Below are 22,612 nucleotides of genomic sequence, written 5' to 3'. Positions count from 1 at the left end.
TGCCCAGACCAGCCTCCCGAGCCACAGTGGATGCAAGACATCGATGTACGCGAGTCCCACAAACGGCTCCTGATCCAACAAATCTATCGGGCGCAGAGTATGCAACGCATCGTTGAAGCCCAAAGCTGTGAATGTCCCACGCGGTATCCATCTTGGGCAGCAGCCGAACGCGTATACGTTGAGCGTTTCGCCTCGTCCGAATACTGGGACATCGTGGAAGCGACTTCCGCATACCGGCACCAAGCAAATGAGCTTCGACGCGAAGCCATGCCAATCTGCGAAGCCGCCGGGAATTGGTAGGTCACCATGAGTGTCGTCGCCTACTTCGTGGAAACGGCTGAAGGCTATCTCGATACCGCAGCCGAAACTCAGTTTGGTGCGGTCGCAGCAACGGTCGGCACGTTGTTGGTTCTGGGAACGACACTGGTTGTCATTTTGGTTTTCATCAACATGATCTACCAGTATCGGGCGATGGACGGCCGAACTGCCTTTTGGCTGGCCGTGAAGGTCGGGCTGATAGGGGTCTTTGCGGCCAACTGGGTCCAGTTCAATGCGCTTGCCTCAGCAATACTGAATGGAATTGACAGCATTGCCGGGGCCCTTGTGGCTTCTGTCGGCGGCGGATCACCTGGCCCGTCCGGTACCTTTGCAGAGGAATTTGACGACCTAATTGCAGCGCTCGGGGACTATCTGAATGCTGCGGGATCTGAGCTGAACTGGATGGCGGGTGCCTTGCTTGACACACTTGGGATTCTGCTGCTCTCGATTCTTGGCGGGTTGGCGGCGTTCATTGTTGTGGCGTCCCGGCTCATGATCGCTCTGCTAATTGGCATTGCGCCAGTGATGATCTTCTTGACCCTTTTCGAGGTGACCAAGGATTATTTCGCGCGCTGGCTGTCCGCGCTGATTTCCTTCGCGATGTATCCGATCGTCGTCGCCGGCGTGTTCGCGACGATCACAGGGGTCTCTCGAGCGCTTCTTGCCGAGCTTGGCGACCCAGAAGGGGCCTCGAACATAGGGGCCCTTATCCCATTTTTCATGATGGTGCTGATGGCAAAGGGTTTCATCATAGCAACGCCTTTCTTGGTCCGGGCGATTTCTGGAAACATCATGATGCCGGCACTCTCGGCCGGGTTCGGGGGAAGCTATGCCTTCGCCAGAGGGCTTGCAGGTAGCCAACAAGTTTACAATCGCTATGCCATCGGTGGCGCAACTGGGGCTGAATACGCAGCCCTTCGAGCGCGACAATTCTTCGGCGTGCAAGCCTTGCCGAGCCGGCCAAATACTGCTGGAGGGCCAACTGCGGCTCGTCCGGGTGACGCAACCGGAACAAGCGCCCGAATGCTGGCACAGCTTTCAAGACTTGGTAGGTTGGGCAGGCGGTGACAGCCAGGTGCCAAAAACTTGCCAAAACTGCAAAGGTTTCGCTACGGGTTTTTGTCATTGCTAAACGGTTGATCCCTCGCGACACAAGGCACGTGGCCAAACACGACTGATATCGGTGAAAAACTCGCTCATGCGCATTCGTAGCCCAATTCACGAGAATTCTGTCCTGCTGGAACATCAAACAGGGCGGTAGCTGGGGCAAAAAAGCTCAATAGCAAAACGCTTGTGTACTTTCTGGGGCCAGCTTTAAGTTCGATGGAGTTTTTCACCGATATCGACCGTTTCTGCCAAAGGCGGAATCGACAATTTTAGCACCGTGCCACGGCCCTGCGCATCGCCCGATTGCCAACTGGCTCAGGCTCTTCGCCGGGGTGTTGCCCTTCACCTTTCCAGTCGTCTGACCAAAGCCAATCTTCGAAATAATAGAGCCAAAGGTAAGTCCACGGAATGATGGTTTGGTCGATCCGCTTCCGTGCGTCCCATTCCCTGGCACCTGGAAGATAAAGACAAAGGCGCAGCGGATCTCTGTAGACGTGAGGCAAAGGACGCCCTGCCGCCAACAACTCCAGATCCGGGTCGTCTATCTGAACACCGGGCGTTTGACCCGGCTGAAACGTGATAGTGGCAAGGTAGGAGCGCGCCAAGGCGGTCGGTCGTATTGGCTCTTGCCATGTCAATTTGTTTGCGCGGACCTGCCCCACACCACTGATAGCCGGGCTTGCCTTCAGGAACAGCAGCTGCTGCGACAGGGTCAGGTCGTATTGCCCGCCTCGTCCTATCATCAATCACCGAAGAACGTATTTGTGGGCACGGTCGTTGATGCTGCGACCTTCGATGTCGTCAGCCCGACCACAGGTGCGACAGAAAGCAGACCCGATTTGCGACCATCCGACACCGCATTGACGCGGTTGCCGAGAACCCGTCCGGTGACACCGGAACCGAACGAACGCTCCATGTTCAATGACACACGGTCCTGACCAACAGCATCGCGAAGGACTTCAAAGTCGGACAGAGCTTGTGCGTGCCACGCATAGAACGCTGGTGCCCGGCGTTCATCCTTGTTCCAATTGTCGGCGAAGTTTTCCCCGTTGGTTGTCTCGTTCAGGATGGCATAGCCCCGCCGTCCGTCCAGAATGGGGCGGTCGATGAAGTGCGGCATCATCCGGATCGTTTCGACCAACAGATCCATTTCGTCATGGAAGACGTGATTGCGCACGCAATAGGCATAGGACTGCATCGCAAGGGTGGTAATGATAACGGAAATCGGGGCCACGTCTTGCGTGTTGTTCTGATAAAAAACGTCGCGGTGCCGTTTGAGCAATTGCACGATGCGGCGCAGGATGCCTTTCACTGCTTCTCGGACGGGGAACGGCTCCACCGTCGCCTCGTCCCGCTGCATGGCGATAAACTTGCCCACAAAGGTAGGCCGGAGTGCGGCGCGCTCATCGAACAGGGTCTTGTAGGCCCGCGGGTTTGTCGGATGCCATTCCTTCAGAGCCCGGTCGGGCACCAATTCGCCCCGGTTGCCGCAGACCGGGTTTGCTATCGTCGGGGATAGGTCGAGGTGGAAGTCCCCCGCATAGTTGAGACGCCAACAACGCTTTTTTTCTTCGAGAAGGCGCGCATAGGTGGCGTGTTCCTTGAGCCGGTTTCCAACCGCCGCCTTCAGGGTCGCGGGTGAGATGCCGGACGCGATACCTGCACAAAAGCAGATCAGATCGACATCGAATTCCCGCCGCCCGATTGGCTTCACGGCCGTTCCAAGCGCACTGGACCCTTGGAGATAGACCAGAACACTGACGAGTAGGGGATCAGTTGAACCGGACAGCCAGTCTCCGACGGCACCATAGCTCTGGCGCGCACGATCAAACTGGGTTTCGGTGAGGTCCAGATCCTCGCCTATCTCGTCCAGGATGGTGAATATCTGCGTGCGCCGCCGAATATCACTGTCGGTCAGCGGCTGTCGCAACATCTGATTCATGCCGCTTTCTCCTTGAGTTGATAGACCGGCACGAAGGCGTCGGTAGGCTGGGTGAAAAAGATCGGGGTCAGGTGGGGCTTTGCTTTTCGGGCTTCTGACATACCGAGGCCCTTGAGGCGGCCGATCTTCGTGGTGTCATCCAAGGTAAAAAACCCGCTCGGGACAGACGGCGAAATGCGGTAGATGCGATCCCCATCGTAAGGGTGTCCCGTCAGAAGTTTTGCCATGCCGAGGGCGCCATGTGATTGCCCATCCGCGTAAAGGTTGAGGACTTTGAGGCCGAGTCCGGCAAACCCTGGGCTTTCGGGCAGCATGTAGACTTCGTCCAGACACCCCAGGCTTAGAATGCGCAGGTCTGACGGATGCCACCCCAGAAGAGTGATGGCTTCGACGACGGCAATGGCTGTGGGATTGTTGGCCCATGTCCCGCCATCGGTTAGGCCAATATCATCAGCAGTGCGATGTCGCTTGAAATACGTAGGTGCCGCTGCCGTAGCCAGGGCGGCATCCAGCGCAGTCTTGCGATAATCGGTTTGCAGGCGTGTGTGATGCGCAGTCTTGTAGATATAAGGGCTGCGGAGATCGGCATCCCACGCCGGGATCACCAACCGGGTCTGTGATTGCCCGATCAGATCGTTGTTGAGAACGGCCTTGAGTTCACGGGCAAGAATTGCCGCATCGTGCTTTGGACCGACTACGTGCCGACCTGTGGCGGTGAGGGTGCGCCATGCCTGCCGTATCCTCCCCAGCGGTTCATCATCCGCATTGTCCTGACCGAAGATGACAGGCCCGCGACGCTCGTAAAGCTCGAGCAGTTCCTTTGCCGTGCGGCCGAGGCCAAGGCCAAGCGCGATAATGCCACCCGTCGATGTGCCCGCGATGAGATCGAAATAGCGACCAATGGGCTGGCCCAGATCTTCCTCGAGCCCCGCGAGGAATGCAGCGGGCATCGTGCCCTTAATCCCGCCCCCGTCGATGGAGAGGATGCGACGTATCTGCCTGTTGTTCCCACTGTTGCTCATCCTGACATCCATTCCGCTTATGCCCTTCAGCCTTTCGGCGGATACGGGTCCTTGCCATAGGTGTTACGCTCGCGGATGCGACCATTCTCGCCGTGGATCAGCATCTCGCTGCCCTGACGAATGGCGGATTCCCGCGCGGCCGTGATGGCCTCGCGCTGCGTGCCGTGGACGGAAGACGCGCGGGAGTTACCCGCCCCTTTCACTGCCCAACCGCTTTCATGCGGCACAACATGCTGATTTTTCTTAGACATTTCAAGCCTCACGTGTCGATTTCGGTTGACGATGCGACAACCTTGTGTTTAAATATACAGTAAGAAATGGCGCTTATCAACCACAACAATAACCGCCGGGAGAGGATCATGTTCGGACAAAGACTGCGACTTGCCCGCAAGCGGGCGGGTCTATCCATGCAAGCGCTCGCGGAGCGCGTAACCCCAAACGTGTCGGCACAGGCCATCAGCAAATATGAGGCGGACAAGATGATGCCGTCCTCGTCGGTGCTGGTCGGCCTCGGCAAGGCGCTCGGCGTGTCACTGGACTTCCTGCTCGGCGGTCAGGTCGAAGCTCTGGAAAGCGTCGAGTGGCGAAAGAACTCGACCGCCTCGGCGCAGGATCGCGCGATGGCGGAATCCATCGTCATCGAGAAGCTCGAAGACTATCTCGCCATCGAGGACATCCTCGATATGCACCCCGCTGAAGACCCCTTCGCCGCGCTGCGCGTGGACATGGTGGCCGATGAAGAGGCCATCGACGCCAAGGCGCGGGACGTGCGGCGCGAGTGGCAGCTTGGGATCGACCCGATCCCGAGTATGACCGCCCTGCTCGAAGACAAGGGACTCAAGGTCATCGAGGCCGATCTCCCGGAACGCATCAACGGACTGGCCTGTCATGTCGAACGGGCGGAGGGCGCACCGACTGAGGTGATCGTCGTCTCGCGGCACACCAATGTCGAACGCAAGCGCTTCAACCTCGCCCACGAACTCGCACACCGGATCATCACCGAAACCGGCAATGCCGCGCTGAAAAAGGAACCCTCGATGCACCGCTTCGCGGGGGCGTTCCTCATTCCACGTGAGCATCTGGAAGAGGAAGCTGGCCGAAACCGTCACGGCATGACCTGGATAGAGATCATGCGGCTCAAGCGCACCTATGGCGTCTCCGCCGCCGCGATGCTCGTGCGGCTCGGCCAAGTGGACATCCTGTCGAAGAGTGCTGTGGAATATGCGTTCAAGACCTATGCGCGAAGCTGGCGGCGCGAGGAGCCGGAGCCTATCGGTCCAGGCGAGGGCTTCGCGGCCTTCGAGAAGCCGCAGCGCTTCGAGCGCCTCGTCTGGCGCGCGCTCGGCGAGGAGATGATTTCTCCCGTGCGGGCGGCGCAAATGCTTGGGCTCCCCTTGAGCGTTGTCGAACGCGACATCAGGGGGCCTCGTGACCAGTGACCTGTGTTGTCGTCAATGATGCGTCCTGTCTGATCGACTTGAAGAAGGGAGAGTTGCTGCACGTCCTGCTGCGGCTGCCCTATCGCTTCATCGTGCCCCTGCCGATCCGTGAGGAGGAGCTGCTCCATTTCACGGCGCAGGAATGGCGGATGCTCGAAGACGGTGGCCTCGCCACCTACGATCTGCCGGGCGAAGAAGTCGCGCGGGTTTTCGCTTTAAAGCGGGAACATAGCCGCCTGTCGGCCAATGATTGCTTCGCCCTCGTGACGACAACCTGCCAGGAAAACGGCATCCTCCTGACCGGCGACAACCTTCTACGCAAGGTCGCCACCGCTCGCGCGGTGCGCGTTCATGGCGTCCTCTGGATCATCGACGAGCTGCACGCCGCCGAAGCCTGCGATGTCGGGCTTCTTGTCTCCGCCCTGCAAATCTGGCGGGCGGATGAGGCGGTCTTCCTACCCCCCGCCGAGATCGACAAGCGGCTGCGCCGTCTCGGGGCATAATCTGAACAAGGTGGAGATGGCTGGACCCTGCCCATGACGTTCCGAGCGAAAGATCGAACGGTCATGCAGACCAGCCCCTTTTTTCGGCGTCAAAAAGCATCGTTTGTGACATTCAGCGTTACGGAAGCTACGCGCAGGTCGCCATGTCGGCCACCCTATCGAGCAACCAGCTTTTGACCACCGTCCTCTCGCAGCATCGCTTCCATTTGATCCAAGCCATCGACAGCAGAACGCATTTGCGACTCATCAACGACGCCCACGGTCTCGGCATCCCCTACCTTTCTGCCAAAATCCATCTCCATCTGCCGTTGTTCTTCGGCGATAACGGCTTGAACGACAGGCGCGGTCTTCTTTGGAACGCCGTCGGTTTGCGCTGACGGTTGACCGGCTGCAACTTGGCGTGCGCTCTCCACAACTACGTCAGTTTCAGATCCGTGTCCTCCACCCGTCGAAGGCGGCGTCATCGGCATCGCGCGCACACTCAGCGGCAGATTGCCCTGCGACCCACCTCCCCCCGGCTCCGGAAACGGCAGCTCGCCCGTCTGCGCCGCATGGATCGCCTTGAACAGCCGATCATCAAAATATTGGATCCGCTTTGCACGGACCGGCATTTGCGCATCAATCACCATGACAATTTCATCGAGCGGCAGGCGACGCGCCTCATCTTCGGGCAACAAAGAGCTTTCTTCGGTCCGTGTGGATTGGCTGCGTCCTTCAAAGGGATTCTTGCCGATGGACTGGGAGCGCGTGACGACGGTTTTCGTGGTCTTACCGACAGCCTTGCTCAGCTCTTCGACGGTTTTTTCATCTGAAGGTGTCAGATAGAGCTTCACACCGGCATTGCCCTGCAGCGCGCGACGGGTGTTCTCACCATAGATCTCATCGAGGGCGGGGATGGTTTGCGTGACCACCGCCAAATGGCCGCGATAGGTCCGCAGGGTCTCGATGCTCTCGACCACGATCGGCATCTTGCCCAAGCGATTGAACTCGTCGAGCATGATCATTACGGGCCAGGGCTCATCCGGTCCCGGGTCCTTTTCCTGCATGGCGGAGAGGAGATCGGAGAAGAAGAGCCGGATCAGCGGCGCCAGCGGCTTCACCATCAGCGGCTGGACGACGAGATAGACCGAAAAGGGCTTCTTTCGGATCGTGCGGAAATCAAAATCCGAGACCGCCGTCGCTTCATCGATGGCCGGGTTCTGCCATTGATCCAGTCCCGAGGTCATCAGGAGCGAGACATAGGAAGTCAGCGTATCGTTGTTGGTCGAGGCCAGCCGCGTGAAGATCAGTTTGGCCGCCCGGTTGTCGACTTCGTGGCCCCGCGCGAAATACTCCTTCTGCTTGTTCCCGCCCGAGGCCGCGATGCGATAGATCTCGCCCAAGGTCGGGCGCTTGCGCTGGAAGGCCAGCAGCCCAGCCGCCACGAAGAGATCGATCCCGCCCTTGAGGAGGCCCTGCACCCGGTCATTATCGCTCTGCAGGAACAGCGTCGCCAGGAGCTGCAGTTCCATCTGCTGGCGCGCGGGATCTTTCAGTTGATAGATGCGCAAGAGCGGGTTGTAGCGATGCGTGCGCTTGCCCTCCCAATCGGTGGGGGCAAAGCGATAGACCTTGTCGCCTTGGGCTGCGCGGTGCCGGGCCGTGGCCTCGAAGCACTCGCCCTTTACATCGAGCGTCACGGCGGAGCCTTGCCAGGTCAGCAGGTTCGGAATAACAAAGCCCGTGGTCTTGCCGCGGCCCGTGGGCGCCACGATCAGCGCATGCGGGAAGACCTTCGAGCAAATGTAGTTGGCGCGGGAGCCCGGCGGCCCCAACTTGCCGAGGATGAACCCGGTCCCGGGCGCCCCGAAGAAGCCATTGGCCTTCATCTCGCGCGCGGTCTGCCAATGGGTCTGGCCAAAGCGTGTCAGAGCGGACCCCGAGAGGGCGAGGCTCAGCATCAGGCCGGCGGCGGCGAAGCTGCCGATGATCAGGTGAATAAGTTGCGCGTCCTCGGGGCGGCGATCGAGGATCGCCAGATAGTTCTGCGCGATGTAGGCAAAGTCGATCTCTGCCCCGAAGCCGAGATCCTGATAGGTCAGCACCGCCGAGGCGATGGTATAGCCCATGGCCCCGGTCACCAGCGTCACCAGAAAGACCCCTGTGGCGATCCGCGCTTTTCCCATGGAGGCGCTCAATGGACCTGACCCCGTTCGGTCTCGCCATCCACGTCTGTCGCGCGGTGTTTTTCGTATTCGGTGTCGGCAAGATCATCGACCACCTGGCGCAAGGCCTCCGTGTTGGCCGTCGCGGCATCGGATTGCAGATAGACCTTGGCGACATAGAGCCGGTCGAGGCGGTCCTCGAGAACTTTTTCCAGCGCATCGGCATCACCGGATGTGAGCCGCTCAAGTTGACGGTCGTCCAGCACCCGCGCGATCTCGCCACGGAAGGCGTCCCGCTCCGCCTCGGTCTCAAAGGGCGCGGACAACTCCCCCGCCCGCTCATGGTCCAGAACACGCGCAATCTCGTCTGCGAGGCGGTCGGCACGGTCAGACTGCGGCGCAGTTTCATCGCGGGCCGCGAGGATGTCGTCGCGCGCGGCAACCCCAAGCCCCTCGCGCATCTCGGTTTCGCGGCGGACCTGATTGATGACCTCCGTGTCGCGTATCTCGACGACGGCCGCATAGGTCGCGCCGAGCCCGCGGGCGAGGTGGGACGGCATGTCCGGATAGCGCGCTCGTAAGTCATCCGTGACAGCATCTGCAACGGGCGTGCGGACGTCGCGTCCCTCCATGATCCGGTCGACCTCGCGGGTGATCTCGCTGGCGCGGGCCGCATCGGTGATGGTTTCCCTGTAGGGCTCAGACCGGTCGATCACATCGCCGGGACGTGCGAGCAGATCCGGGTGTGCCTCGAGATATGCGCGCTGCTCCGTCTCGATCCGGCGCTCCGCCTTTGAGACAACCTCCCAGTCCTGGTCCTCCACCTGCTGCGCTGTCAGGCCCTCTGCGCGCATCTCCTGACGGATTGTCCCTTCCATCGCCCGCACCGCGCCCTCATGATAATGGAACCCCTCGCTGACCGGTTCCGCTTCCATGACGCCATCCCGGCGCAGTACGTTCTCACGCTCCAAGAGCGTGCCAAGTTCCACATGCACGTCATTCAGGACGTCGCGCGCCTGTTCCAGATCGGCGCGGCGTTCGAGGTTCAGATCGCGCGTCTCGGCCACTTTGGAGAGATCATTGGCGATCCATTGATGCTCCAGCGCGGCGCTCGAGGCGCCGATCTCGATCCGGGCCACCACTTCCGATGTGCTGATGCCCGTGCCCCGTAGTGCTACGTCAATGCGCGATCTCAGGTCGGGCTCGGCCAGTCGCTCGCGCTGGCTGGCGTCGATGTTGGCTTCGGAATAGATCCCGCCCTCCGAGGGGGTCTCTGACAGCGTGGATGATCGCAAACCGAGAGGCTGCATGTGCTGGACCTGCGTCTGGATCTCGATGAGACGTTTTTCCAGCACGGGACGTTCCGCGTCAAACTTCTCGGCGATCATGCCCTGCACCCGCGCGAGCTTCTCCGCATAGAGGCTTCTCAGATCCTCGAAGCTTTGATCCTCGGCCATATACACATCTCCTGTTCGGTCCACCTGCCCGCCGCGCGCCAGCACCTCGCCCGCGCGAAAGAGGGCTGCGGCAATATCCTCGCGGGCCTCCCGGGAGGCCTCTGCGGCAAGCGAATGGTAGACGGTTCTGGTGTTGGCGATCTCCGCCAGCGTCCGGGTCAAGTCGGTCCCCACACGTTCCCGCTCGCGGGGCGCGCGACCCTCTTCTTTCGCCGCATAAACTTCGCTGGTTCGGGCCGGGTAATGCACGACCCCGCGATCGACACGCCGTGTGGCCTCCAGGCGCACGCCATACTTTTCCGCTTCCTCGACCATGGCGAGGCGGAAGTCGTCATAGTTGAAGCGGTGATTGCGGCCGAGGAAGAAGAACTCGCCTTCCTGCGAGCGGCGGTTCAGCACCAGATGCGCATGCGGGTGATCGCGGTCCTCATGCACCGCGATGATGTAATCGAAATGCCCCTCATCAGTCTGGAAGAACCGCTCGGCCACATCCGTCGCGATGTCGCGCACGTCCTCGCCCCGCGTGCCGATGGGGAAGGACATGAGCATATGGGTGGTCTGCCCGAGCTTGGGTTTGAAGCCCGCATCCCACCGCTTGGCAAAGCGCTCGGTCAGGTCCTTGATGTCACCCGCTTCGAGCTTGGACTTGCCATCCAGGAACCCGCTACTGTCCACGATATGGGTGGACTTGGTGGTAAGGTAATCGAGCTGGTTTGCGAGCTGTGATTTGGTATGCGTACCCCCGCCCCGGATCGCCTTGAAGACCGCCGGCCGATGCCCTGCTGCCGCGCGCGTAAGCTGGGTCTGCTTGGCGACATGCAGCCCCTGCATCGAGCCCCGGATGCGGCTCCAGCCGTCCCGGAAGACCTCGCCGGTAACGGCATCAACCGCATCATTCAGCCGCATGGGCAAACTCCCTCAGCGCGGCCGTGGCCTGCAGTTGCATGGCGTCCCGACGGCGGCGCAGAAGCAGATCGATCTCGTCAGCGGAATCCAGGATGAACCGCGCCAGCCCGCGTATCTGGGCAAGGCGCAATTCGGAGAACGGAAGGTCTGCTCCCTCCCCCGCCCGATTGGCCGCCAACATCTGCTTGGCGATCTGCGCGACCCCATTACCGACCTCGTGCAGCGAGGCGCGGTAGCGCGCCATCTCAGCTGCCATCTGCGCGTCCGGAACGAACACCCCGCCTGCCGCCTGAATGAGCCGCCTAAGCCCTTCGGCACGGCTCTCGATCCCGGCCTCGGCCAGCACCTCGTCGAGCGCCGCAAGCTCCGCAGCCGTGACCTTCACACTGACCGCTGAGACCGGAATTGCGGCATCCGTCTGGCGCTCGGCATCGGCTTTCAAGACGTAGCGCACGGCGCGCGATGTAACCCCGAACCTCGCAGCCAGCTCGGAAGTCGACACACCCTCCGCGGCCTCGCGGACGATCTGCATCTTCTCGATCTCTGTCAGGCGTTTTGTTCGGGACATGCGGAAGAAAGACCCCCTATTTCCTGCCACCTTCCACCAAGGCTGCCTATACCTTACGATAATATACCAATCTGTCAATTATATACTTACGTTGCATTCAGGCTCAGGCAGCCTTGGTGTCCGCTTCACGCCGCGGCCCGCAGGGACGCGGCTCTGCCGCCCTCACCACCGGGCAACCCACCTGGCCTAGGGGTCCCGTCCGCCAGCCCCGCCCGAGGGTCTGGCCGAACGCCACGTGTTCGGACGGAACCGCGGGCGGGCGCAAACCCCACCGACAGGGCGGACAGGCAGGGTCAAGGAGGGCCAGATTTGGGTCCCCAAATCTCTGCCGCAAAAACCGGGAGGCCCCGGCCGATAGGTTTTGTGGATGGCCCCCTTGAGGCTGACTGGCCGCCCTGTCGCGGCCTGCTCATTCCGAGCGGCGATCGTCCTTTGAGCTCGCGGCTACCGGCACCAAGAGGAGGTCGCTGTCGGCGATCACCCGCGCCGATGACGGCATCCCTGGAACAGGGATCGGGCCGCCCCAAGATCGTCCCGGGGCGGCCCATCCTCGACAGAGGATTTAGTCCTGGGGATCTTTCGCGCTCGGCGGGAACATCACCAGCTCCGAGACCGCGACGGGAAAGTCGAGCTTGAGGCTGAAGAACTCCGAGCCGTCCCCGTTGCGGGTGTTGCGGAACATCGCACCCACGCGCTGAAAACGGGTGCGCTCCTGGCCATCGGTGTCGGTGAACTTGACGGGGACGGTGGCGACGTAGTGGTTGGTCATTTGGGTCTCTCCTTGTTGCGATGGGGATCACCCGGCACGGGGGCAAGAGGCACGGTCGCAAGCGCAAATGCGGAGGGTCCACGGCCCCGCCGTGGAAGCCGTATTTGTGCTTGCCGGAGCGAAGCGCAGGGCACGATTGGGCCGACCCCGTGCGATCCACATCTATGAGCAAAAAGGAGTGATCCGGATGACCCTTGCCATCACGCAGCCGCCATCATCCGCGTCCGCGTCCCGCCGAGCCTGGCCGGGGTGCTGACGGAGCCCGCCCGCGTGGATGCGATGTTCCGAAACACCACCCGAGGGACGCGCAAGTCTTCAGCCTCAAGTGGGACGTCTCGACCCCTCGCGTCTTGCGCTGCTGACGATGTGCGTGAGGTGCGCACAATCCCCAGCCCGCACCGATGCGGATGGGCCGCACTCTGACGGACCGGGTAGAGGGATGACGGTGCTGGCTGCCACAGACTGCCGATCACGCGTGACCGACCGCACGCGCCATGAGACATGACGAAAGGGCCGCGCCAAGCGCGACCCCCTCTCTTCAATCCTGCGCAGTCTTCTTCGCCGGGTCAGCAACCCGCATGACCGTCAGGCCTTTCGCTTCCGCCTTCTGCCCGAGGTTCAGCGCGACGCCGTTACCGCCGAAGAGTACAACCCCCGTCGCCGCGAATTTATCGTCCAGCATTTCGTCGTTGCACTTGAACGGTGCTGCCCGCCCGTGCGCGGACCAGCGCGGATCAAAGCGCGCTTGTGCGACCCCGCGTGCCCGGGCCCACCGAGCCGCAATCATCTCCGCCCCGTGCTTGCCACCCTTGTGGCAGAGGAAAATCTCCTGATTGCGGTTCTGCTTGATTCGTTCGCGAACCTTGTCGAGCGTGTTGAAGATCACATCGACATCGGTCCAGTCGGTGGCGCCTGAGACGATCAGGGGAACCCCCTCGACTTTCGATTTCACGGCAGTCTCGCGGTCGTGCTGCTCCAGGAGCTGCCGTGCCTCGAAGACCGCCCCGGTCTCTTGCGCCCGGACGCTTGCGCGCGACCCGGCTGCCGGGATGAAGGCGTGACCGGTCTCGATCTCGTAGCATTCCGCCGCCGCCTCGCTCATCACCTCGATGGCGCCGACAATCTCCCGCAGCTGCACAAAGCGCGCCTGCGCCTCTTCGAGCGCGGTCTCGGCGATCTCCGATCCGTCGTGGGATTTTGCCAGCGCGCCGATCTTGTCGGCGGTGCGGTCGACCTCCTTGCCGAGCGCCACCTTGCGGCGCTGCAGGATCGTCGCGAGCCCATGGGCTAGCGGTTCGATTTCCGCTTCAAGCCCGGTTCCGCGCAGCTGCCCGAGCAAAGCCTCGAAGCTCTCGCGGATGATGTGGTCGGTCAGGATGTGATCCTCGGGGATCGGCAGCTGCGCGTCCCTCTCGGTCAGTCCGAAAAGCTCGATGGTCTCATAGGTGTTCGCAGTGTCGTAAGCCATGTCTGGTCTCCAGTGTTCGGTTCCAAGGCCACCACGTGAGTGTGGGGGCATGGCCGAATGCCTGGTTTCCGAATCTGCCCGGGTCAGGGACGGCGCAGCCGCCGGCTTGCCGGGCGCAAAAGTTTTCCGCGCGCGGCACCCGACACATGCGCGCGCTCACGCACGGGACCGCCCTGCACCACTGGCGCCGCCCTCGCCGAAAAGTTTTGCGATCCTTGACGCGGGCTGATTTGGGGGCCATCCGGAGGATATGCTTCCGCACTCATGTGTGTGTGTTTTGACGGTAGGTTTGCCCGACCCGAGCAGGCAAACGGCCCGACCGGACGCGGGAGACGGATGGAGCGGCGGGATCGTTTTGGCATCGGGCCAAAACAGACCAGAGCGCAATCCGGCGGAGCGGCCGGGGAGGGACGTGCTCGCGAGGCGGGCAAACCGGGATGCCGGGTGCGACGCCGCGGTGAGGCCGCATGGCCGAATGCGCGACGGACCGAAGGGCCGTTCTCCCCTGCGACACGCGAAGCCGAGCTGGGGAGGCCGCAAGGCTGTTGACGCATTTCGCTCGGTCGGCCTGACCTGCTTGCCAGAAGCGGCAAAATTCGGTAGTCTGTTGGAGCACCAAGGAGCCCGCAATGAGCGTTCAAAAGCAATCTGTCAGTTTCACCGACACCGCCTACACCTTCGCAAGGGAACTGGTCGAAGCTGGCGAGTACCCCAATATGAGTGCAGCGGTTTCGGGTGAATTGGCGAAGGCCAAGGCAGAGCGAGATCGTGAACGGTCTCTGCTCGAAGCAGAATTGGAGCGCCGTCTGTCTCTGCCTCTCGATCAATGGGAACCCGTCGGCGATGCCGCCGACGTCACTAAAGGCGCACGGGCCCATCTTGCCGCGATGGCCAAAAAGACCTGATGCGATTTATCAGGCATCCGTTCTTCGAACGTGACCTTATCGGTATCGTTAATCATATTATCGAGGTGACCGACGGTGACGTTGCAGCCGCGAGCCGTCGCCTGGATGAAGTAGACACGCTCTTAGAAGCGATTGCCTCAAATCCAAATTCAGGTGTCAGGCTGAACGGCAAACTGGATAGATGGCTCGTGCGCCACGGCGGCACCAGTCACCGACTGACCATCGTATTCAAACCGGACATGGATACTGAGGTCATCTATCTTGCACTCGCCGCCTTTGGAGGCAGAGATTGGATAAAGCTGGCGTCAGCAAGACGGGTATTCGCGGACTAATATTGGAGCCAACCTCAACATTAAAGTCCGAAACGGGACCTTCGCTGCGCTCGACTTGAATAGGAAACATGTAGGGCTTTTCGGGCTTTCGCTACGCCATTCAAGAAGGTCCGTTGCCCCCCTTCTTCAAGCTGGACTAAGCATCAAGCAACGCATCGATCACCGCGCATTCTGGGGCAGCATCACCGGTGCATCGCGCAACAGTGTCCGACAGGACGCGCTCGATACGCTGCAGATCGGCAATCTTGGCCTGAACGTCTGTCAGATGATCTTCAGCGATCAACTGCACATCGGCGCATGTCCGGGATCGGTCATCGACCAGCCCAAGCAGCCCGCGAACCTCTTCGAGAGAAAAGCCTAGATCGCGGGACCGCATGACGAATTTCAGCCGCTTGACGTGGGCATTGTCGTAGCTTCGGTAACCCTTCGTACTGCGCGGCGGGTCCGGCATGATCCCGATTTTCTCGTAGTAGCGAATGGTTTCCAGGTTGCAGCCCGTCGCTCGTGCCAAATCACCCCGCCGAATTGATCTCACGCTTGTGTTACTCATTTCGCAAAAAAACCCCTTGAGCCTGTATCAACTACAGACCCTAGAACGGTGGAAATATCTGTTCAAGGAAGATTCGATGGAACAAAATTTGGCGGAACTTCCGCAATCTCGGTCGCAGAAAATTGGTGACGAAACCACCAGGGGATGGGGCGTGACCGGCCTCGGCGTCCTCGGTGCGCTGGCGATGACTTCTTGCTGCATCCTTCCATTGGTGCTGGTCAGCTTTGGCGTGACAGGCGTGTTCATCGCGCAGCTCGGGGCGCTCTATGCCTACAAATGGTACACCTTCGCGCTGAGCGCCGCGTTTTTGGGATACGGCTTCTACAAGGCTTACAAGCCTGTAGATGCCGAGGCCTGTGCCGATGGCACCTGCGCCCGCCCCATCGACCGCCGCATCATGCGCGCAACCCTCTGGGCCGCTTCCGCGATTGTCGCTGTCGCCATGATCTTTCCCTACATCACCCCCTTCATCCTGAAATTCTGAACGAGGACAATGACCATGAAGCATCTTCTGCTATCCGCCCTGACCATCGCCGCACTCTCGACTCCGGCCCTCGCTGAAGAGCGCCAGGTCGAGGTCGCCGTCAGCGAACTGACATGCCCGTCCTGTTCATTCATCGTCGCCAGCTCGATGCGCGGTGTTCCGTCGGTCGAGATCGCCGCATTCGAGGACGGCCCCGAATACGGGCAGGGTGTTTACAGCGTGACCTACGATGACGCCGAAACTTCCATCGAAAGCATCATCGGCGCGGTGACGGCCAATGGCTATCCGGCGCAGGTGCTGCCCGACACAGCCTCCTGAGCCGTCTTCAATGCGTGACAATCTGATGGGTGGCCTGCTGGCCTTCGGGATAGCAGCTCCGGTCGTGGTCGTCTGCTGCGGCGGCGGAACTGCCGTGCTTGCAGCGTTGTTCGGCGGCGTTGGGGCTTGGCTCTCTGGAATGAGTGGCATTGCCGTGCTGGTTTTGGCGGGTCTGACCTACCTGATCGTCCGCGCACTGCGTCGTTCGCAAATGAAACGCGCCTCCGGCCCCGACCCATCACAGAGAAAGACGGCTCCTTGACTGACACACCTGAAAATTCCGACCGTCTGCTGAAATGGGGGCTTGGCGGTGCGCTCTTCGCCGCGCTCTGCTGCTTCACGCCGCTTCTGGTCGTCATCGTCGCTGGCGTCGGATTGTCGGCCCTCACGGGCTGGCTCGATTACGCCCTGTTCCCGCTGCTGTTTTTCAGCCTCGCCGTGGTGGCACAGGCCCTTTGGCTGCGCGCTGGCAAACCGGGACCGGCCCCGAAACTCTGGGCCACCGGCCTCGCGGCAGCTCTGTCGATCCTGATCATTCTCCTCGAGTTCAGGTTCGCGATACGGATCACAATCGGCGTTTTCGCCGCCACGGCACTCTACGCGGTTCTCGTGAACCGTGCGCAAAAGAAAGGAACGCTCTCATGATGATGGGATGTTGCACCGCCACCGGTATGTTCTTCGGTCTTCTCGGCATGCTCACACCGCTGATCGCCATCGGCGCGGTCATATATCTGTTCGCCGCCAGACCAAAAGACCCCGAGTATGGTGAGGCGCGCTGAGATGAAAGACCTGAACAAAAACGACGATGAACAGGGCGGCTATGACCTGATCGTTCTTGGGGCCGGATCGGCGGGGTTCTCCGCCGCAATTACCGGCGCGGATGCCGGAAAGCGCGTCGCCCTCGTGGGACATGGCACCATCGGCGGAACCTGCGTCAACGTGGGATGTGTGCCCTCCAAAACGATGATCCGTGCGGCAGAGGCCGTGCACGGTGCGAAAGCTGCCGAACGGTTCCCCGGTCTGTCGGGGCAGGCACAAGTGGATGATTGGCAGACGCTCGTTCAATCCAAGGACGATCTGGTCACGGCCTTGCGCCAAAAGAAATACGCGGACCTTCTGCCGGAATACGAGCGTGTCGATTATATCGACGCCGGTCCCGCGCGGCTGATCGAAGGTGGCGTCACAGTCGGTGAGCGCACCCTGACTGCGCCCAAGACCATCATCGCCACGGGCGGGCGTCCGGTTCTGCCGACCATCGACGGGATCGAGAAAATCGGCGCGCTCGACAGCACCAGTCTTCTGGAACTCGAAGTGCTGCCGCGAAGCCTGATCTTCATCGGCGCGGGCTACATCGGCGCGGAGCTGGCCCAGATGATGAGCCGCATGGGCGTGAAGGTCACGCTTGTCGCCCGTTCGCATCTGTTGCCCGGCGCGGAACCAGAGGTCTCGGAGGCGCTGGCGGAGGCGTTCGAGGCCGAAGGCATCACCCTTCTGACCGGATTAAGCTACGACACAGTGCGCCGCGACGTTGCGGGCGTGACGTTGCGCGTGATCCAGGACGGAAAGCCTGTCGAAGTGACGGCGGATCATCTTGTTTCGACCGCTGGCAGGCGGGCAAATACCGAAGATATGGGCCTGGACGCAATCGGCGTTGAAACAGACGCACGTGGGTCCATCGTCGTCGGTGAGGATATGCAAACATCGGCGCCCGGCATCTACGCTGCGGGCGATGTGACCGACCGCGACCAGTTCGTCTATATGGCGGCCTACGGTGCAAAGCTCGCCGTCAAAAACGCAGTGCTTGGGGAGGACAATCGTTACGACAACGCCGCGATGCCGTGGGTGGTGTTTTCCGACCCGCAGGTCGCGGGCGTCGGTTTCAGTGAAGCCCAGGCGCGGGACGCGGGCTTCGACGTCAAGACGTCCATCGTGCCGCTCGATCAAGTGCCGCGCGCGCTGGCCGCACGCGATACGCGCGGATTGATCAAGCTGGTGGCGGACAGAAAGACCGACCGGCTGCTTGGTGGCCAGATCATTGCGCCCGAGGGGTCCGATACGATCCAGACCCTCGTCATGGCGCTGAAGTTTGGCATGACCACAAAGGCACTTGGCGAGACGATCTTCCCCTATCTGACAACGGTAGAAGGGTTGAAGCTGGCGGCGCAAACCTTCGATATGGACGTGGCAAAGTTGAGCTGCTGCGCCGGATGAAGATCAGGACAAGGACCGGAGAATGAGCGAAGACTGCGACCTGATCGTCATCGGGGCTGGCATGGCAGGCGTGGCCGCGGCGAACAAGTGTGGCGCAGCAGGATGGCGTGTGGCCATTGTCGATGCGCTGCCCTACGGCGGCACCTGCGCATTGCGCGGCTGCGATCCAAAGAAAATCCTGCGGCGCGGTGCGGAAATCATGGACGCGGCACGGCTCATGCAGGGCAAGGGGATCGATCCCGGTGATCTGTCGATCAACTGGGCCGATCTGATGGCACACAAGCGTGGCTTCACCGATCCCGTGCCGGACAAGATGGAAAAGGGCCTGTCGGGCAACGGCGTCGAAACCCTGCATGGAGCTGCCCGCTTCACGGGAGACAACACGCTGGAGGTCGATGGAACGGCATATCAGTCGGAACGGTTCCTCGTGGCCGCCGGTGCCATGCCCAGGCCGCTGAACTTCACAGGGGCCGATCTCGTGATCGACAGCACGGATTTCCTCAATCTTGAGGCCCTTCCCAAACGGATTCTTTTTATCGGCGGCGGCTTCGTGTCCTTCGAGTTTGCGCATATCGCCGCACGGGCCGGAGCCAACCCGATCATCGTGGATCGTGGCGCCCGGCCCTTACGCGGCTTCGATCCAGATCTGGTCGAAATGCTGATCGAACGCGGCACCGGTATCGGCGTGGTCCTGATGCGCGAGACCAAAATCGTCTCCGTCGCGGAAACCAACGGAGCATTCACTGTCGAGGTGAAGTCAGGCGATCAGACCCGGACAATCGAAACCGATCTGGTCGTGCATGGCGCGGGCCGCGTAGCTGCCCTTGCCGACCTGAGTCTGGAGACCGCCAAGGTTGACTACAGCGACAAGGGCATCGTTGTAGCCCCCCATCTACAAAGCACGACAAACAGCACGGTCTTTGCCGCCGGAGATTCCGCCGACACCGATGGCATGCCGCTGACGCCGGTCGCCGTGATCGAAGGGAAGGTCGCAGCCTCCAACATGCTCAAAGACGCACAGACCACACCGGATTATGCGGGCATTCCGACGGCCGTCTTCACCGTTCCGGAAGTGGCGCGTGTCGGCATGTTGGAAAGTGAGGCAAGGGACGCCGGGCATGACGTAGATGTCCGGTTCACCGACACGAGCGGTTGGTACTCGAACTACAGGATCGGCGAGACCTCCGCCGCCGCGAAGATCCTCGTGGACAGGTCGAACGGCAAGATCCTCGGCGCGCACCTGTTCGGCCCGGAATACGGCGAACTGATCAATTTCTTCGGGCTGGCAATCAAGCTGGGCCTGGCGGCCAAGCAGCTTAAGTCGATGACGGCGGCCTATCCAAGTGTTGGATCAGATTTGGGGTCGCTTCTTTGAATTTGAAAATTTTTCGCAATAGACCCGATCCTCCTCGGAACGAATGTCTGGCCCGATGAAGACGGTTCTTATCTACTTCGCCGCTGCGCTGGCCGAAATTGCCGGATGCTTTGCTTTCTGGGCGTGGTTCCGGCTGGACAAGAGCGTGTTTTGGTTGGCACCGGGCATGCTGTCCCTTGCCGCTTTCGCCTGGCTACTGGCGCTCAGCCCCGCCGATCAAGCGGGCCGCGCCTATGCAGTCTACGGTGGCGTTTACATCGTATCGTCCCTGCTGTGGCTATGGGGTATGGAAGGCCATCGCCCAGATCAATGGGATGTAGTTGGAGCGGTCATTTGCCTTGTCGGTGCGGGTATTATTCTCTGGGCACCGCGCAGTATTTGAGAGGCGGTAACTCTCCGCTGCTTTCCTTCCGCTCGTGGCAGCGATCAAGCAGGTTTTCTATCGCCCTCGAAAGCAGCCATACATCCTTTACGCAGCATTCGGTAACTTCGGCTCTACGGTTGCATTAGCTGCGGGCAACACGAACGGCTGCAATGTAAGCCAGGTCCATTCAACCACACCAGTACAGAAAAAGGGGAACCGTGATCCCACGGTTCCCCTTTGGGTTCAGATCGTCTCCCCCTCGCGCGCCGATTAGGCGACCAAGGAGAGCCCCGCGCCCGCGTCCTGCGGCTGCTCACCGCTGTCGATGAACGGGATGATCGAGAAGGTCTGCCCGCCGCGCTGCTCTTCGTTCTGCACGGCGTTGACGCGCAGGTCGCCATCGGGCGTGTTGATCAGCAGTGACAGGTAGTCATTGCCCGTGCGGCTGCTTTGGGCCATCCACGCCGAGCCGACGCGGATCGGTGTGCCCCGGGGCGAGCTGACCTCGATCCGGTAATCCGGGTGGGTCTCCTCGGATTTGTAGCTGTTCTCGATCAGCATGAACTCCAGATCGAACATCATGTTGGCGATGTAGCCGGTGAAGGCGTTGTCGGCGTCCATGGCGGTGAGCTCGCCCGAGATCGAGCCGGATTTCATCAGGCCGTTCGAGACCAGCGGGATGATCTCGAACGCGCCGCTTTGGGCCGCACGCGCCTCTTTCGTCTGCACCGCGTTGACCCGGAACGGGCCGAGGCCGACATCGATCTGCATCGAGATGTAGGGGTTGCCGCTGGTATTGCCGGTCTCGTTCCAGGCCGTGCCGATGCGCACCTTGCGGCCTGATTTGTTGACTGCCGTCACGTCAAAATCCGGGCTGCGTTCGGACATCTTGGCCCGCGCCTCCAACTGGATGGCGATGTCAAAGCGCGTCCCGTGGATCATGCCGGTGTACTGAGCGGCTGCGGTCTCGACATTGCGGGTGAGGGTTCCTGCGAACATGGGATGGTTCCTTTTGGATTGGCCGGTGCCTGACGTCCTTGCCAGCGCCTCCGGGATTGCTTTCTCGACCCCTTGAGGGATCACAAATCAGAAAGCCTGCTTTCCTTTCAGCCCCGCCCACGGGTCAGGGCCGCCCTCCAAGTGGGTGTGCAACCGCGCCTCCGGGTGCTGCGCCCCTCCCCTGCCCGTCTGGTCTTGATTGGCTGCCCGGATTTTCTGCGGCGTCCTTCGGTTGCGCGACGAAGAACTCCGTTTCTTTTCCGTTCAACCGGTGCCCGCCCCGGTCGGTCAGGCCGATGCAGCTACCGTTCGGCACATAGGTGATGAGGTACTGACCGAGCCGGTCCTTGTGGACAACGTAGCCGGTATTGGCCCAGTGCACGGTGTGGCCGGCATCGACGGCCGCCTTGATATCGTTGAGTGTCATGTGATCCTCCTCAAGTAGAATGGTGGGGAAACGACTCAAGAAGCCCGATCTTCCAACCGGGCTTCCGTGCGGTATTCAATTGGCAAAAAGCCGGGTCCTGTCAGGCACTCTGCGCCGCTTGCATCGCGCGCGCCGCCATCCAATCCTTCAGGCCAAGAACCGTTCTTCCGGCGGCGACCTCGGAGGCCCAGGCAACCCTTGGGTCGCCGCTGGGCTCATCGCCAGAATGCCGGTCGATGTGGCCGTTGGCCATCCATGGCTCAGGCTGGATCCGTCGCAGCCAGTCCGCCATGCTCGGAATGCGGCCCTGGCAGTCTTCACGGATATGCTGCTCGCCAATCCAGCGCACGGGAATGTCCCGACCCGCGCTATTGGTCAGGGTCAGGCCGAAAACCCGTTCGGCCTCGAACAGGCCTTGAGCGTGGTGGCGCATGGCTCGGTGCGTGAAGAGCGCTAGGTGCTCTTTCGAGGCGTCAAACCAATCGTGCACGGCCTGATAGTCAGACGGCACCCCGCCGAATTTCCGGGCAGAGCTTTCAGCATGATGAAGCGGATGGGCCATCTCAAAGCCCCTCGTCATAGCTGTGCGAGCATTCGACATAGCGGTCCGCGTGATCGAGGATAATGCTGTCTAGTGCTATGTCCCAGGTCAGCGTGCCGTAGCCGCCCTCGTTGTTTTCGAACCCCGGGTGATGGTGATAGGCGAGCGACCAGGCGAAGTCGCCAACCTCTGTGGCAAGCGCCTCCGGCAGTTGGACCTCTGCGGGCTGCACCGTCACATCCTCGACATTGCCGGAGTCGCCATAGCCTTCGTATTCGGCAGTGACCTCGCTGATGCCAAGCGCACGTAGTTGCGCGAGCAGCTCCGTTCGGGATGCCTTCAATGTGGTTTCGCGCTCTGCACGCCACTGAGCCGCCATTGCGGCATAGTCGATCTGGGGATTGGTCATGGGTCTGTCCTCTTGTCTGAATTTGGGGGGCCGGGCGTGGCATTGGTCTGCCCG

General features: G+C 61.1%; 27 protein-coding genes. 13 read left to right on the top strand and 14 right to left on the bottom strand.

Features of this window, described 5'->3' with window-relative positions:
- The first annotated feature begins 306 nt into the window (after nucleotides 1–306).
- On the top strand, nucleotides 307–1,386 hold the full coding sequence (locus RIdsm_RS26505) for a TrbL/VirB6 family protein (RefSeq protein WP_057821910.1): 1,080 nt from the start codon (nucleotides 307–309) through the stop codon (nucleotides 1,384–1,386).
- A 308-nt stretch (nucleotides 1,387–1,694) separates the two neighbouring features.
- Here RIdsm_RS26505 and RIdsm_RS30970 read toward each other — a convergent pair whose 3' ends face one another.
- Genes RIdsm_RS30970 through RIdsm_RS26485 form a run of 4 tightly spaced genes read right to left on the bottom strand, consistent with a single transcriptional unit; the run spans nucleotide 1,695 to nucleotide 4,640 of the window.
- Nucleotides 1,695–2,168 carry a type II CBASS E2 protein gene (locus RIdsm_RS30970; RefSeq protein ID WP_057821908.1) on the bottom strand — a complete coding sequence of 158 codons (474 nt, stop codon included), beginning with the start codon at nucleotides 2,166–2,168 and terminating at the stop codon, nucleotides 1,695–1,697.
- Nucleotides 2,168–3,367, bottom strand: a complete 1,200-nt coding sequence (locus RIdsm_RS26495) for a nucleotidyltransferase domain-containing protein (RefSeq protein ID WP_057821903.1) — start codon at nucleotides 3,365–3,367, stop codon at nucleotides 2,168–2,170. The genes RIdsm_RS30970 and RIdsm_RS26495 overlap by 1 nt, the downstream gene beginning before the upstream one ends.
- Nucleotides 3,364–4,401, bottom strand: a complete 1,038-nt coding sequence (locus RIdsm_RS26490) for a CBASS cGAMP-activated phospholipase (protein WP_057821901.1) — start codon at nucleotides 4,399–4,401, stop codon at nucleotides 3,364–3,366. The genes RIdsm_RS26495 and RIdsm_RS26490 overlap by 4 nt, the downstream gene beginning before the upstream one ends.
- A gap of 14 nt (nucleotides 4,402–4,415) precedes the next feature.
- Nucleotides 4,416–4,640: a DUF2188 domain-containing protein gene (locus RIdsm_RS26485; RefSeq protein ID WP_009815559.1), complete on the bottom strand. Its 225-nt coding sequence runs from the start codon at nucleotides 4,638–4,640 to the stop codon at nucleotides 4,416–4,418.
- A 66-nt stretch (nucleotides 4,641–4,706) separates the two neighbouring features.
- Between RIdsm_RS26485 and RIdsm_RS26480 the strand changes: the two genes are divergently transcribed.
- Both RIdsm_RS26480 and RIdsm_RS26475 read left to right on the top strand, forming a co-directional pair.
- Nucleotides 4,707–5,828, top strand: coding sequence for an XRE family transcriptional regulator (locus RIdsm_RS26480; RefSeq protein WP_057821899.1), 1,122 nt, complete (start codon nucleotides 4,707–4,709; stop codon nucleotides 5,826–5,828).
- Nucleotides 5,825–6,331 (top strand): PIN domain-containing protein, encoded by a 507-nt coding sequence (locus RIdsm_RS26475; protein ID WP_057821897.1) that lies wholly within the window; start codon nucleotides 5,825–5,827, stop codon nucleotides 6,329–6,331. The genes RIdsm_RS26480 and RIdsm_RS26475 overlap by 4 nt, the downstream gene beginning before the upstream one ends.
- Before the next feature lie 155 nt (nucleotides 6,332–6,486).
- On the opposite strand, the gene RIdsm_RS26470 is transcribed toward RIdsm_RS26475, so the two are convergent.
- The 5 genes from RIdsm_RS26470 to RIdsm_RS26445 form a co-directional block, all read right to left on the bottom strand.
- Nucleotides 6,487–8,496: a type IV secretory system conjugative DNA transfer family protein gene (locus RIdsm_RS26470; protein ID WP_057821895.1), complete on the bottom strand. Its 2,010-nt coding sequence runs from the start codon at nucleotides 8,494–8,496 to the stop codon at nucleotides 6,487–6,489.
- A gap of 8 nt (nucleotides 8,497–8,504) precedes the next feature.
- Nucleotides 8,505–10,838: a relaxase/mobilization nuclease domain-containing protein gene (locus RIdsm_RS26465; RefSeq protein ID WP_151175243.1), complete on the bottom strand. Its 2,334-nt coding sequence runs from the start codon at nucleotides 10,836–10,838 to the stop codon at nucleotides 8,505–8,507.
- On the bottom strand, nucleotides 10,825–11,406 hold the full coding sequence (locus RIdsm_RS26460) for a helix-turn-helix domain-containing protein (protein WP_151175242.1): 582 nt from the start codon (nucleotides 11,404–11,406) through the stop codon (nucleotides 10,825–10,827). Before RIdsm_RS26460 ends, RIdsm_RS26465 begins: the two co-directional genes overlap by 14 nt.
- A gap of 562 nt (nucleotides 11,407–11,968) precedes the next feature.
- The gene (locus RIdsm_RS26455; RefSeq protein ID WP_007120662.1) at nucleotides 11,969–12,175 is read right to left on the bottom strand and encodes a hypothetical protein; all 207 of its coding nucleotides are present in this window, start codon (nucleotides 12,173–12,175) and stop codon (nucleotides 11,969–11,971) included.
- A gap of 538 nt (nucleotides 12,176–12,713) precedes the next feature.
- Entirely contained in the window at nucleotides 12,714–13,643 is a 930-nt protein-coding gene (locus RIdsm_RS26445; RefSeq protein ID WP_057822116.1) for a DUF2493 domain-containing protein, read from the bottom strand.
- Nucleotides 13,644–14,272: 629 nt separating this feature from the next.
- Here RIdsm_RS26445 and RIdsm_RS26440 point away from each other — a divergent pair.
- A complete protein-coding gene (locus RIdsm_RS26440; protein WP_047997774.1) occupies nucleotides 14,273–14,548 on the top strand; it encodes a hypothetical protein in 276 nt (91 codons plus the stop codon).
- Entirely contained in the window at nucleotides 14,548–14,880 is a 333-nt protein-coding gene (locus tag RIdsm_RS26435; RefSeq protein ID WP_057821986.1) for a hypothetical protein, read from the top strand. Before RIdsm_RS26440 ends, RIdsm_RS26435 begins: the two co-directional genes overlap by 1 nt.
- Before the next feature lie 136 nt (nucleotides 14,881–15,016).
- On the opposite strand, the gene RIdsm_RS26430 is transcribed toward RIdsm_RS26435, so the two are convergent.
- Nucleotides 15,017–15,430, bottom strand: coding sequence for a MerR family transcriptional regulator (locus RIdsm_RS26430; protein WP_172796292.1), 414 nt, complete (start codon nucleotides 15,428–15,430; stop codon nucleotides 15,017–15,019).
- Between the two features lie 76 nt (nucleotides 15,431–15,506).
- On the opposite strand from RIdsm_RS26430, the gene RIdsm_RS26425 reads away from it, so the two are divergent.
- The 8 genes from RIdsm_RS26425 to RIdsm_RS26395 are packed head-to-tail and all read left to right on the top strand — an operon-like array spanning nucleotide 15,507 to nucleotide 20,200.
- Entirely contained in the window at nucleotides 15,507–15,914 is a 408-nt protein-coding gene (locus RIdsm_RS26425) for a mercuric transporter MerT family protein (RefSeq protein WP_236553429.1), read from the top strand.
- A gap of 15 nt (nucleotides 15,915–15,929) precedes the next feature.
- Complete coding sequence (locus RIdsm_RS26420; protein WP_074940843.1) at nucleotides 15,930–16,232, top strand: heavy-metal-associated domain-containing protein; 303 nt, start codon at nucleotides 15,930–15,932, stop codon at nucleotides 16,230–16,232.
- A gap of 10 nt (nucleotides 16,233–16,242) precedes the next feature.
- Nucleotides 16,243–16,494: a hypothetical protein gene (locus RIdsm_RS26415; protein WP_072629817.1), complete on the top strand. Its 252-nt coding sequence runs from the start codon at nucleotides 16,243–16,245 to the stop codon at nucleotides 16,492–16,494.
- A complete protein-coding gene (gene merF, locus RIdsm_RS26410; RefSeq protein WP_057821980.1) occupies nucleotides 16,491–16,877 on the top strand; it encodes a mercury resistance system transport protein MerF in 387 nt (128 codons plus the stop codon). The genes RIdsm_RS26415 and merF overlap by 4 nt, the downstream gene beginning before the upstream one ends.
- Entirely contained in the window at nucleotides 16,874–17,011 is a 138-nt protein-coding gene (locus tag RIdsm_RS30270; RefSeq protein ID WP_160325920.1) for a hypothetical protein, read from the top strand. The genes merF and RIdsm_RS30270 overlap by 4 nt, the downstream gene beginning before the upstream one ends.
- A gap of 1 nt (nucleotide 17,012) precedes the next feature.
- Nucleotides 17,013–18,443 (top strand): mercury(II) reductase, encoded by a 1,431-nt coding sequence (merA, locus tag RIdsm_RS26405; protein ID WP_057821979.1) that lies wholly within the window; start codon nucleotides 17,013–17,015, stop codon nucleotides 18,441–18,443.
- Between the two features lie 22 nt (nucleotides 18,444–18,465).
- Entirely contained in the window at nucleotides 18,466–19,818 is a 1,353-nt protein-coding gene (locus tag RIdsm_RS26400; RefSeq protein WP_057821977.1) for a dihydrolipoyl dehydrogenase family protein, read from the top strand.
- 55 nt (nucleotides 19,819–19,873) lie between these two features.
- Nucleotides 19,874–20,200, top strand: a complete 327-nt coding sequence (locus RIdsm_RS26395; protein ID WP_057821988.1) for a YnfA family protein — start codon at nucleotides 19,874–19,876, stop codon at nucleotides 20,198–20,200.
- Between the two features lie 252 nt (nucleotides 20,201–20,452).
- On the opposite strand, the gene RIdsm_RS26390 is transcribed toward RIdsm_RS26395, so the two are convergent.
- The 4 genes from RIdsm_RS26390 to RIdsm_RS26375 form a co-directional block, all read right to left on the bottom strand.
- Nucleotides 20,453–21,181, bottom strand: a complete 729-nt coding sequence (locus tag RIdsm_RS26390) for a DUF736 family protein (RefSeq protein ID WP_057821975.1) — start codon at nucleotides 21,179–21,181, stop codon at nucleotides 20,453–20,455.
- A gap of 124 nt (nucleotides 21,182–21,305) precedes the next feature.
- Nucleotides 21,306–21,608, bottom strand: coding sequence for a hypothetical protein (locus RIdsm_RS26385; protein ID WP_057821973.1), 303 nt, complete (start codon nucleotides 21,606–21,608; stop codon nucleotides 21,306–21,308).
- Nucleotides 21,609–21,708: 100 nt separating this feature from the next.
- Nucleotides 21,709–22,170 (bottom strand): DUF6915 family protein, encoded by a 462-nt coding sequence (locus RIdsm_RS26380; protein ID WP_057822078.1) that lies wholly within the window; start codon nucleotides 22,168–22,170, stop codon nucleotides 21,709–21,711.
- A gap of 1 nt (nucleotide 22,171) precedes the next feature.
- Nucleotides 22,172–22,558, bottom strand: a complete 387-nt coding sequence (locus tag RIdsm_RS26375; protein ID WP_037240036.1) for a DUF6878 family protein — start codon at nucleotides 22,556–22,558, stop codon at nucleotides 22,172–22,174.
- Between the last annotated feature and the right edge of the window lie 54 nt (nucleotides 22,559–22,612).

The organism is Roseovarius indicus (assembly GCF_008728195.1).
Taxonomy (GTDB): domain Bacteria; phylum Pseudomonadota; class Alphaproteobacteria; order Rhodobacterales; family Rhodobacteraceae; genus Roseovarius; species Roseovarius indicus.
Note: the sequence above shows the minus strand (reverse complement) of the source record. Positions and strands in the feature narration are given on the sequence as shown.

What these genes read in the sequence shown, in the direction of transcription:
- RIdsm_RS26395 (WP_057821988.1), top strand. Translation starts at nt 19,874, where the DNA reads ATGAAGACGGTTCTTATCTACTTCGCCGCTGCGCTGGCCGAAATTGCC.
- merA (WP_057821979.1), top strand. Translation starts at nt 17,013, where the DNA reads ATGAAAGACCTGAACAAAAACGACGATGAACAGGGCGGCTATGACCTG.
- RIdsm_RS26380 (WP_057822078.1), bottom strand. Translation starts at nt 22,170, where the DNA reads ATGGCCCATCCGCTTCATCATGCTGAAAGCTCTGCCCGGAAATTCGGC.
- RIdsm_RS26485 (WP_009815559.1), bottom strand. Translation starts at nt 4,640, where the DNA reads ATGTCTAAGAAAAATCAGCATGTTGTGCCGCATGAAAGCGGTTGGGCA.
- RIdsm_RS26465 (WP_151175243.1), bottom strand. Translation starts at nt 10,838, where the DNA reads ATGCGGCTGAATGATGCGGTTGATGCCGTTACCGGCGAGGTCTTCCGG.
- RIdsm_RS26425 (WP_236553429.1), top strand. Translation starts at nt 15,507, where the DNA reads ATGGAACAAAATTTGGCGGAACTTCCGCAATCTCGGTCGCAGAAAATT.
- RIdsm_RS26460 (WP_151175242.1), bottom strand. Translation starts at nt 11,406, where the DNA reads ATGTCCCGAACAAAACGCCTGACAGAGATCGAGAAGATGCAGATCGTC.
- RIdsm_RS26495 (WP_057821903.1), bottom strand. Translation starts at nt 3,367, where the DNA reads ATGAATCAGATGTTGCGACAGCCGCTGACCGACAGTGATATTCGGCGG.
- RIdsm_RS30270 (WP_160325920.1), top strand. Translation starts at nt 16,874, where the DNA reads ATGATGATGGGATGTTGCACCGCCACCGGTATGTTCTTCGGTCTTCTC.
- RIdsm_RS26415 (WP_072629817.1), top strand. Translation starts at nt 16,243, where the DNA reads ATGCGTGACAATCTGATGGGTGGCCTGCTGGCCTTCGGGATAGCAGCT.
- RIdsm_RS26490 (WP_057821901.1), bottom strand. Translation starts at nt 4,401, where the DNA reads ATGGATGTCAGGATGAGCAACAGTGGGAACAACAGGCAGATACGTCGC.
- RIdsm_RS26445 (WP_057822116.1), bottom strand. Translation starts at nt 13,643, where the DNA reads ATGGCTTACGACACTGCGAACACCTATGAGACCATCGAGCTTTTCGGA.
- RIdsm_RS26375 (WP_037240036.1), bottom strand. Translation starts at nt 22,558, where the DNA reads ATGACCAATCCCCAGATCGACTATGCCGCAATGGCGGCTCAGTGGCGT.
- RIdsm_RS26440 (WP_047997774.1), top strand. Translation starts at nt 14,273, where the DNA reads ATGAGCGTTCAAAAGCAATCTGTCAGTTTCACCGACACCGCCTACACC.
- RIdsm_RS26455 (WP_007120662.1), bottom strand. Translation starts at nt 12,175, where the DNA reads ATGACCAACCACTACGTCGCCACCGTCCCCGTCAAGTTCACCGACACC.
- RIdsm_RS26470 (WP_057821895.1), bottom strand. Translation starts at nt 8,496, where the DNA reads ATGGGAAAAGCGCGGATCGCCACAGGGGTCTTTCTGGTGACGCTGGTG.
- RIdsm_RS26390 (WP_057821975.1), bottom strand. Translation starts at nt 21,181, where the DNA reads ATGTTCGCAGGAACCCTCACCCGCAATGTCGAGACCGCAGCCGCTCAG.
- RIdsm_RS26420 (WP_074940843.1), top strand. Translation starts at nt 15,930, where the DNA reads ATGAAGCATCTTCTGCTATCCGCCCTGACCATCGCCGCACTCTCGACT.
- RIdsm_RS30970 (WP_057821908.1), bottom strand. Translation starts at nt 2,168, where the DNA reads ATGATAGGACGAGGCGGGCAATACGACCTGACCCTGTCGCAGCAGCTG.
- RIdsm_RS26430 (WP_172796292.1), bottom strand. Translation starts at nt 15,430, where the DNA reads ATGAGTAACACAAGCGTGAGATCAATTCGGCGGGGTGATTTGGCACGA.
- RIdsm_RS26400 (WP_057821977.1), top strand. Translation starts at nt 18,466, where the DNA reads ATGAGCGAAGACTGCGACCTGATCGTCATCGGGGCTGGCATGGCAGGC.
- RIdsm_RS26480 (WP_057821899.1), top strand. Translation starts at nt 4,707, where the DNA reads ATGGCGCTTATCAACCACAACAATAACCGCCGGGAGAGGATCATGTTC.
- RIdsm_RS26435 (WP_057821986.1), top strand. Translation starts at nt 14,548, where the DNA reads ATGCGATTTATCAGGCATCCGTTCTTCGAACGTGACCTTATCGGTATC.
- RIdsm_RS26385 (WP_057821973.1), bottom strand. Translation starts at nt 21,608, where the DNA reads ATGACACTCAACGATATCAAGGCGGCCGTCGATGCCGGCCACACCGTG.
- RIdsm_RS26505 (WP_057821910.1), top strand. Translation starts at nt 307, where the DNA reads ATGAGTGTCGTCGCCTACTTCGTGGAAACGGCTGAAGGCTATCTCGAT.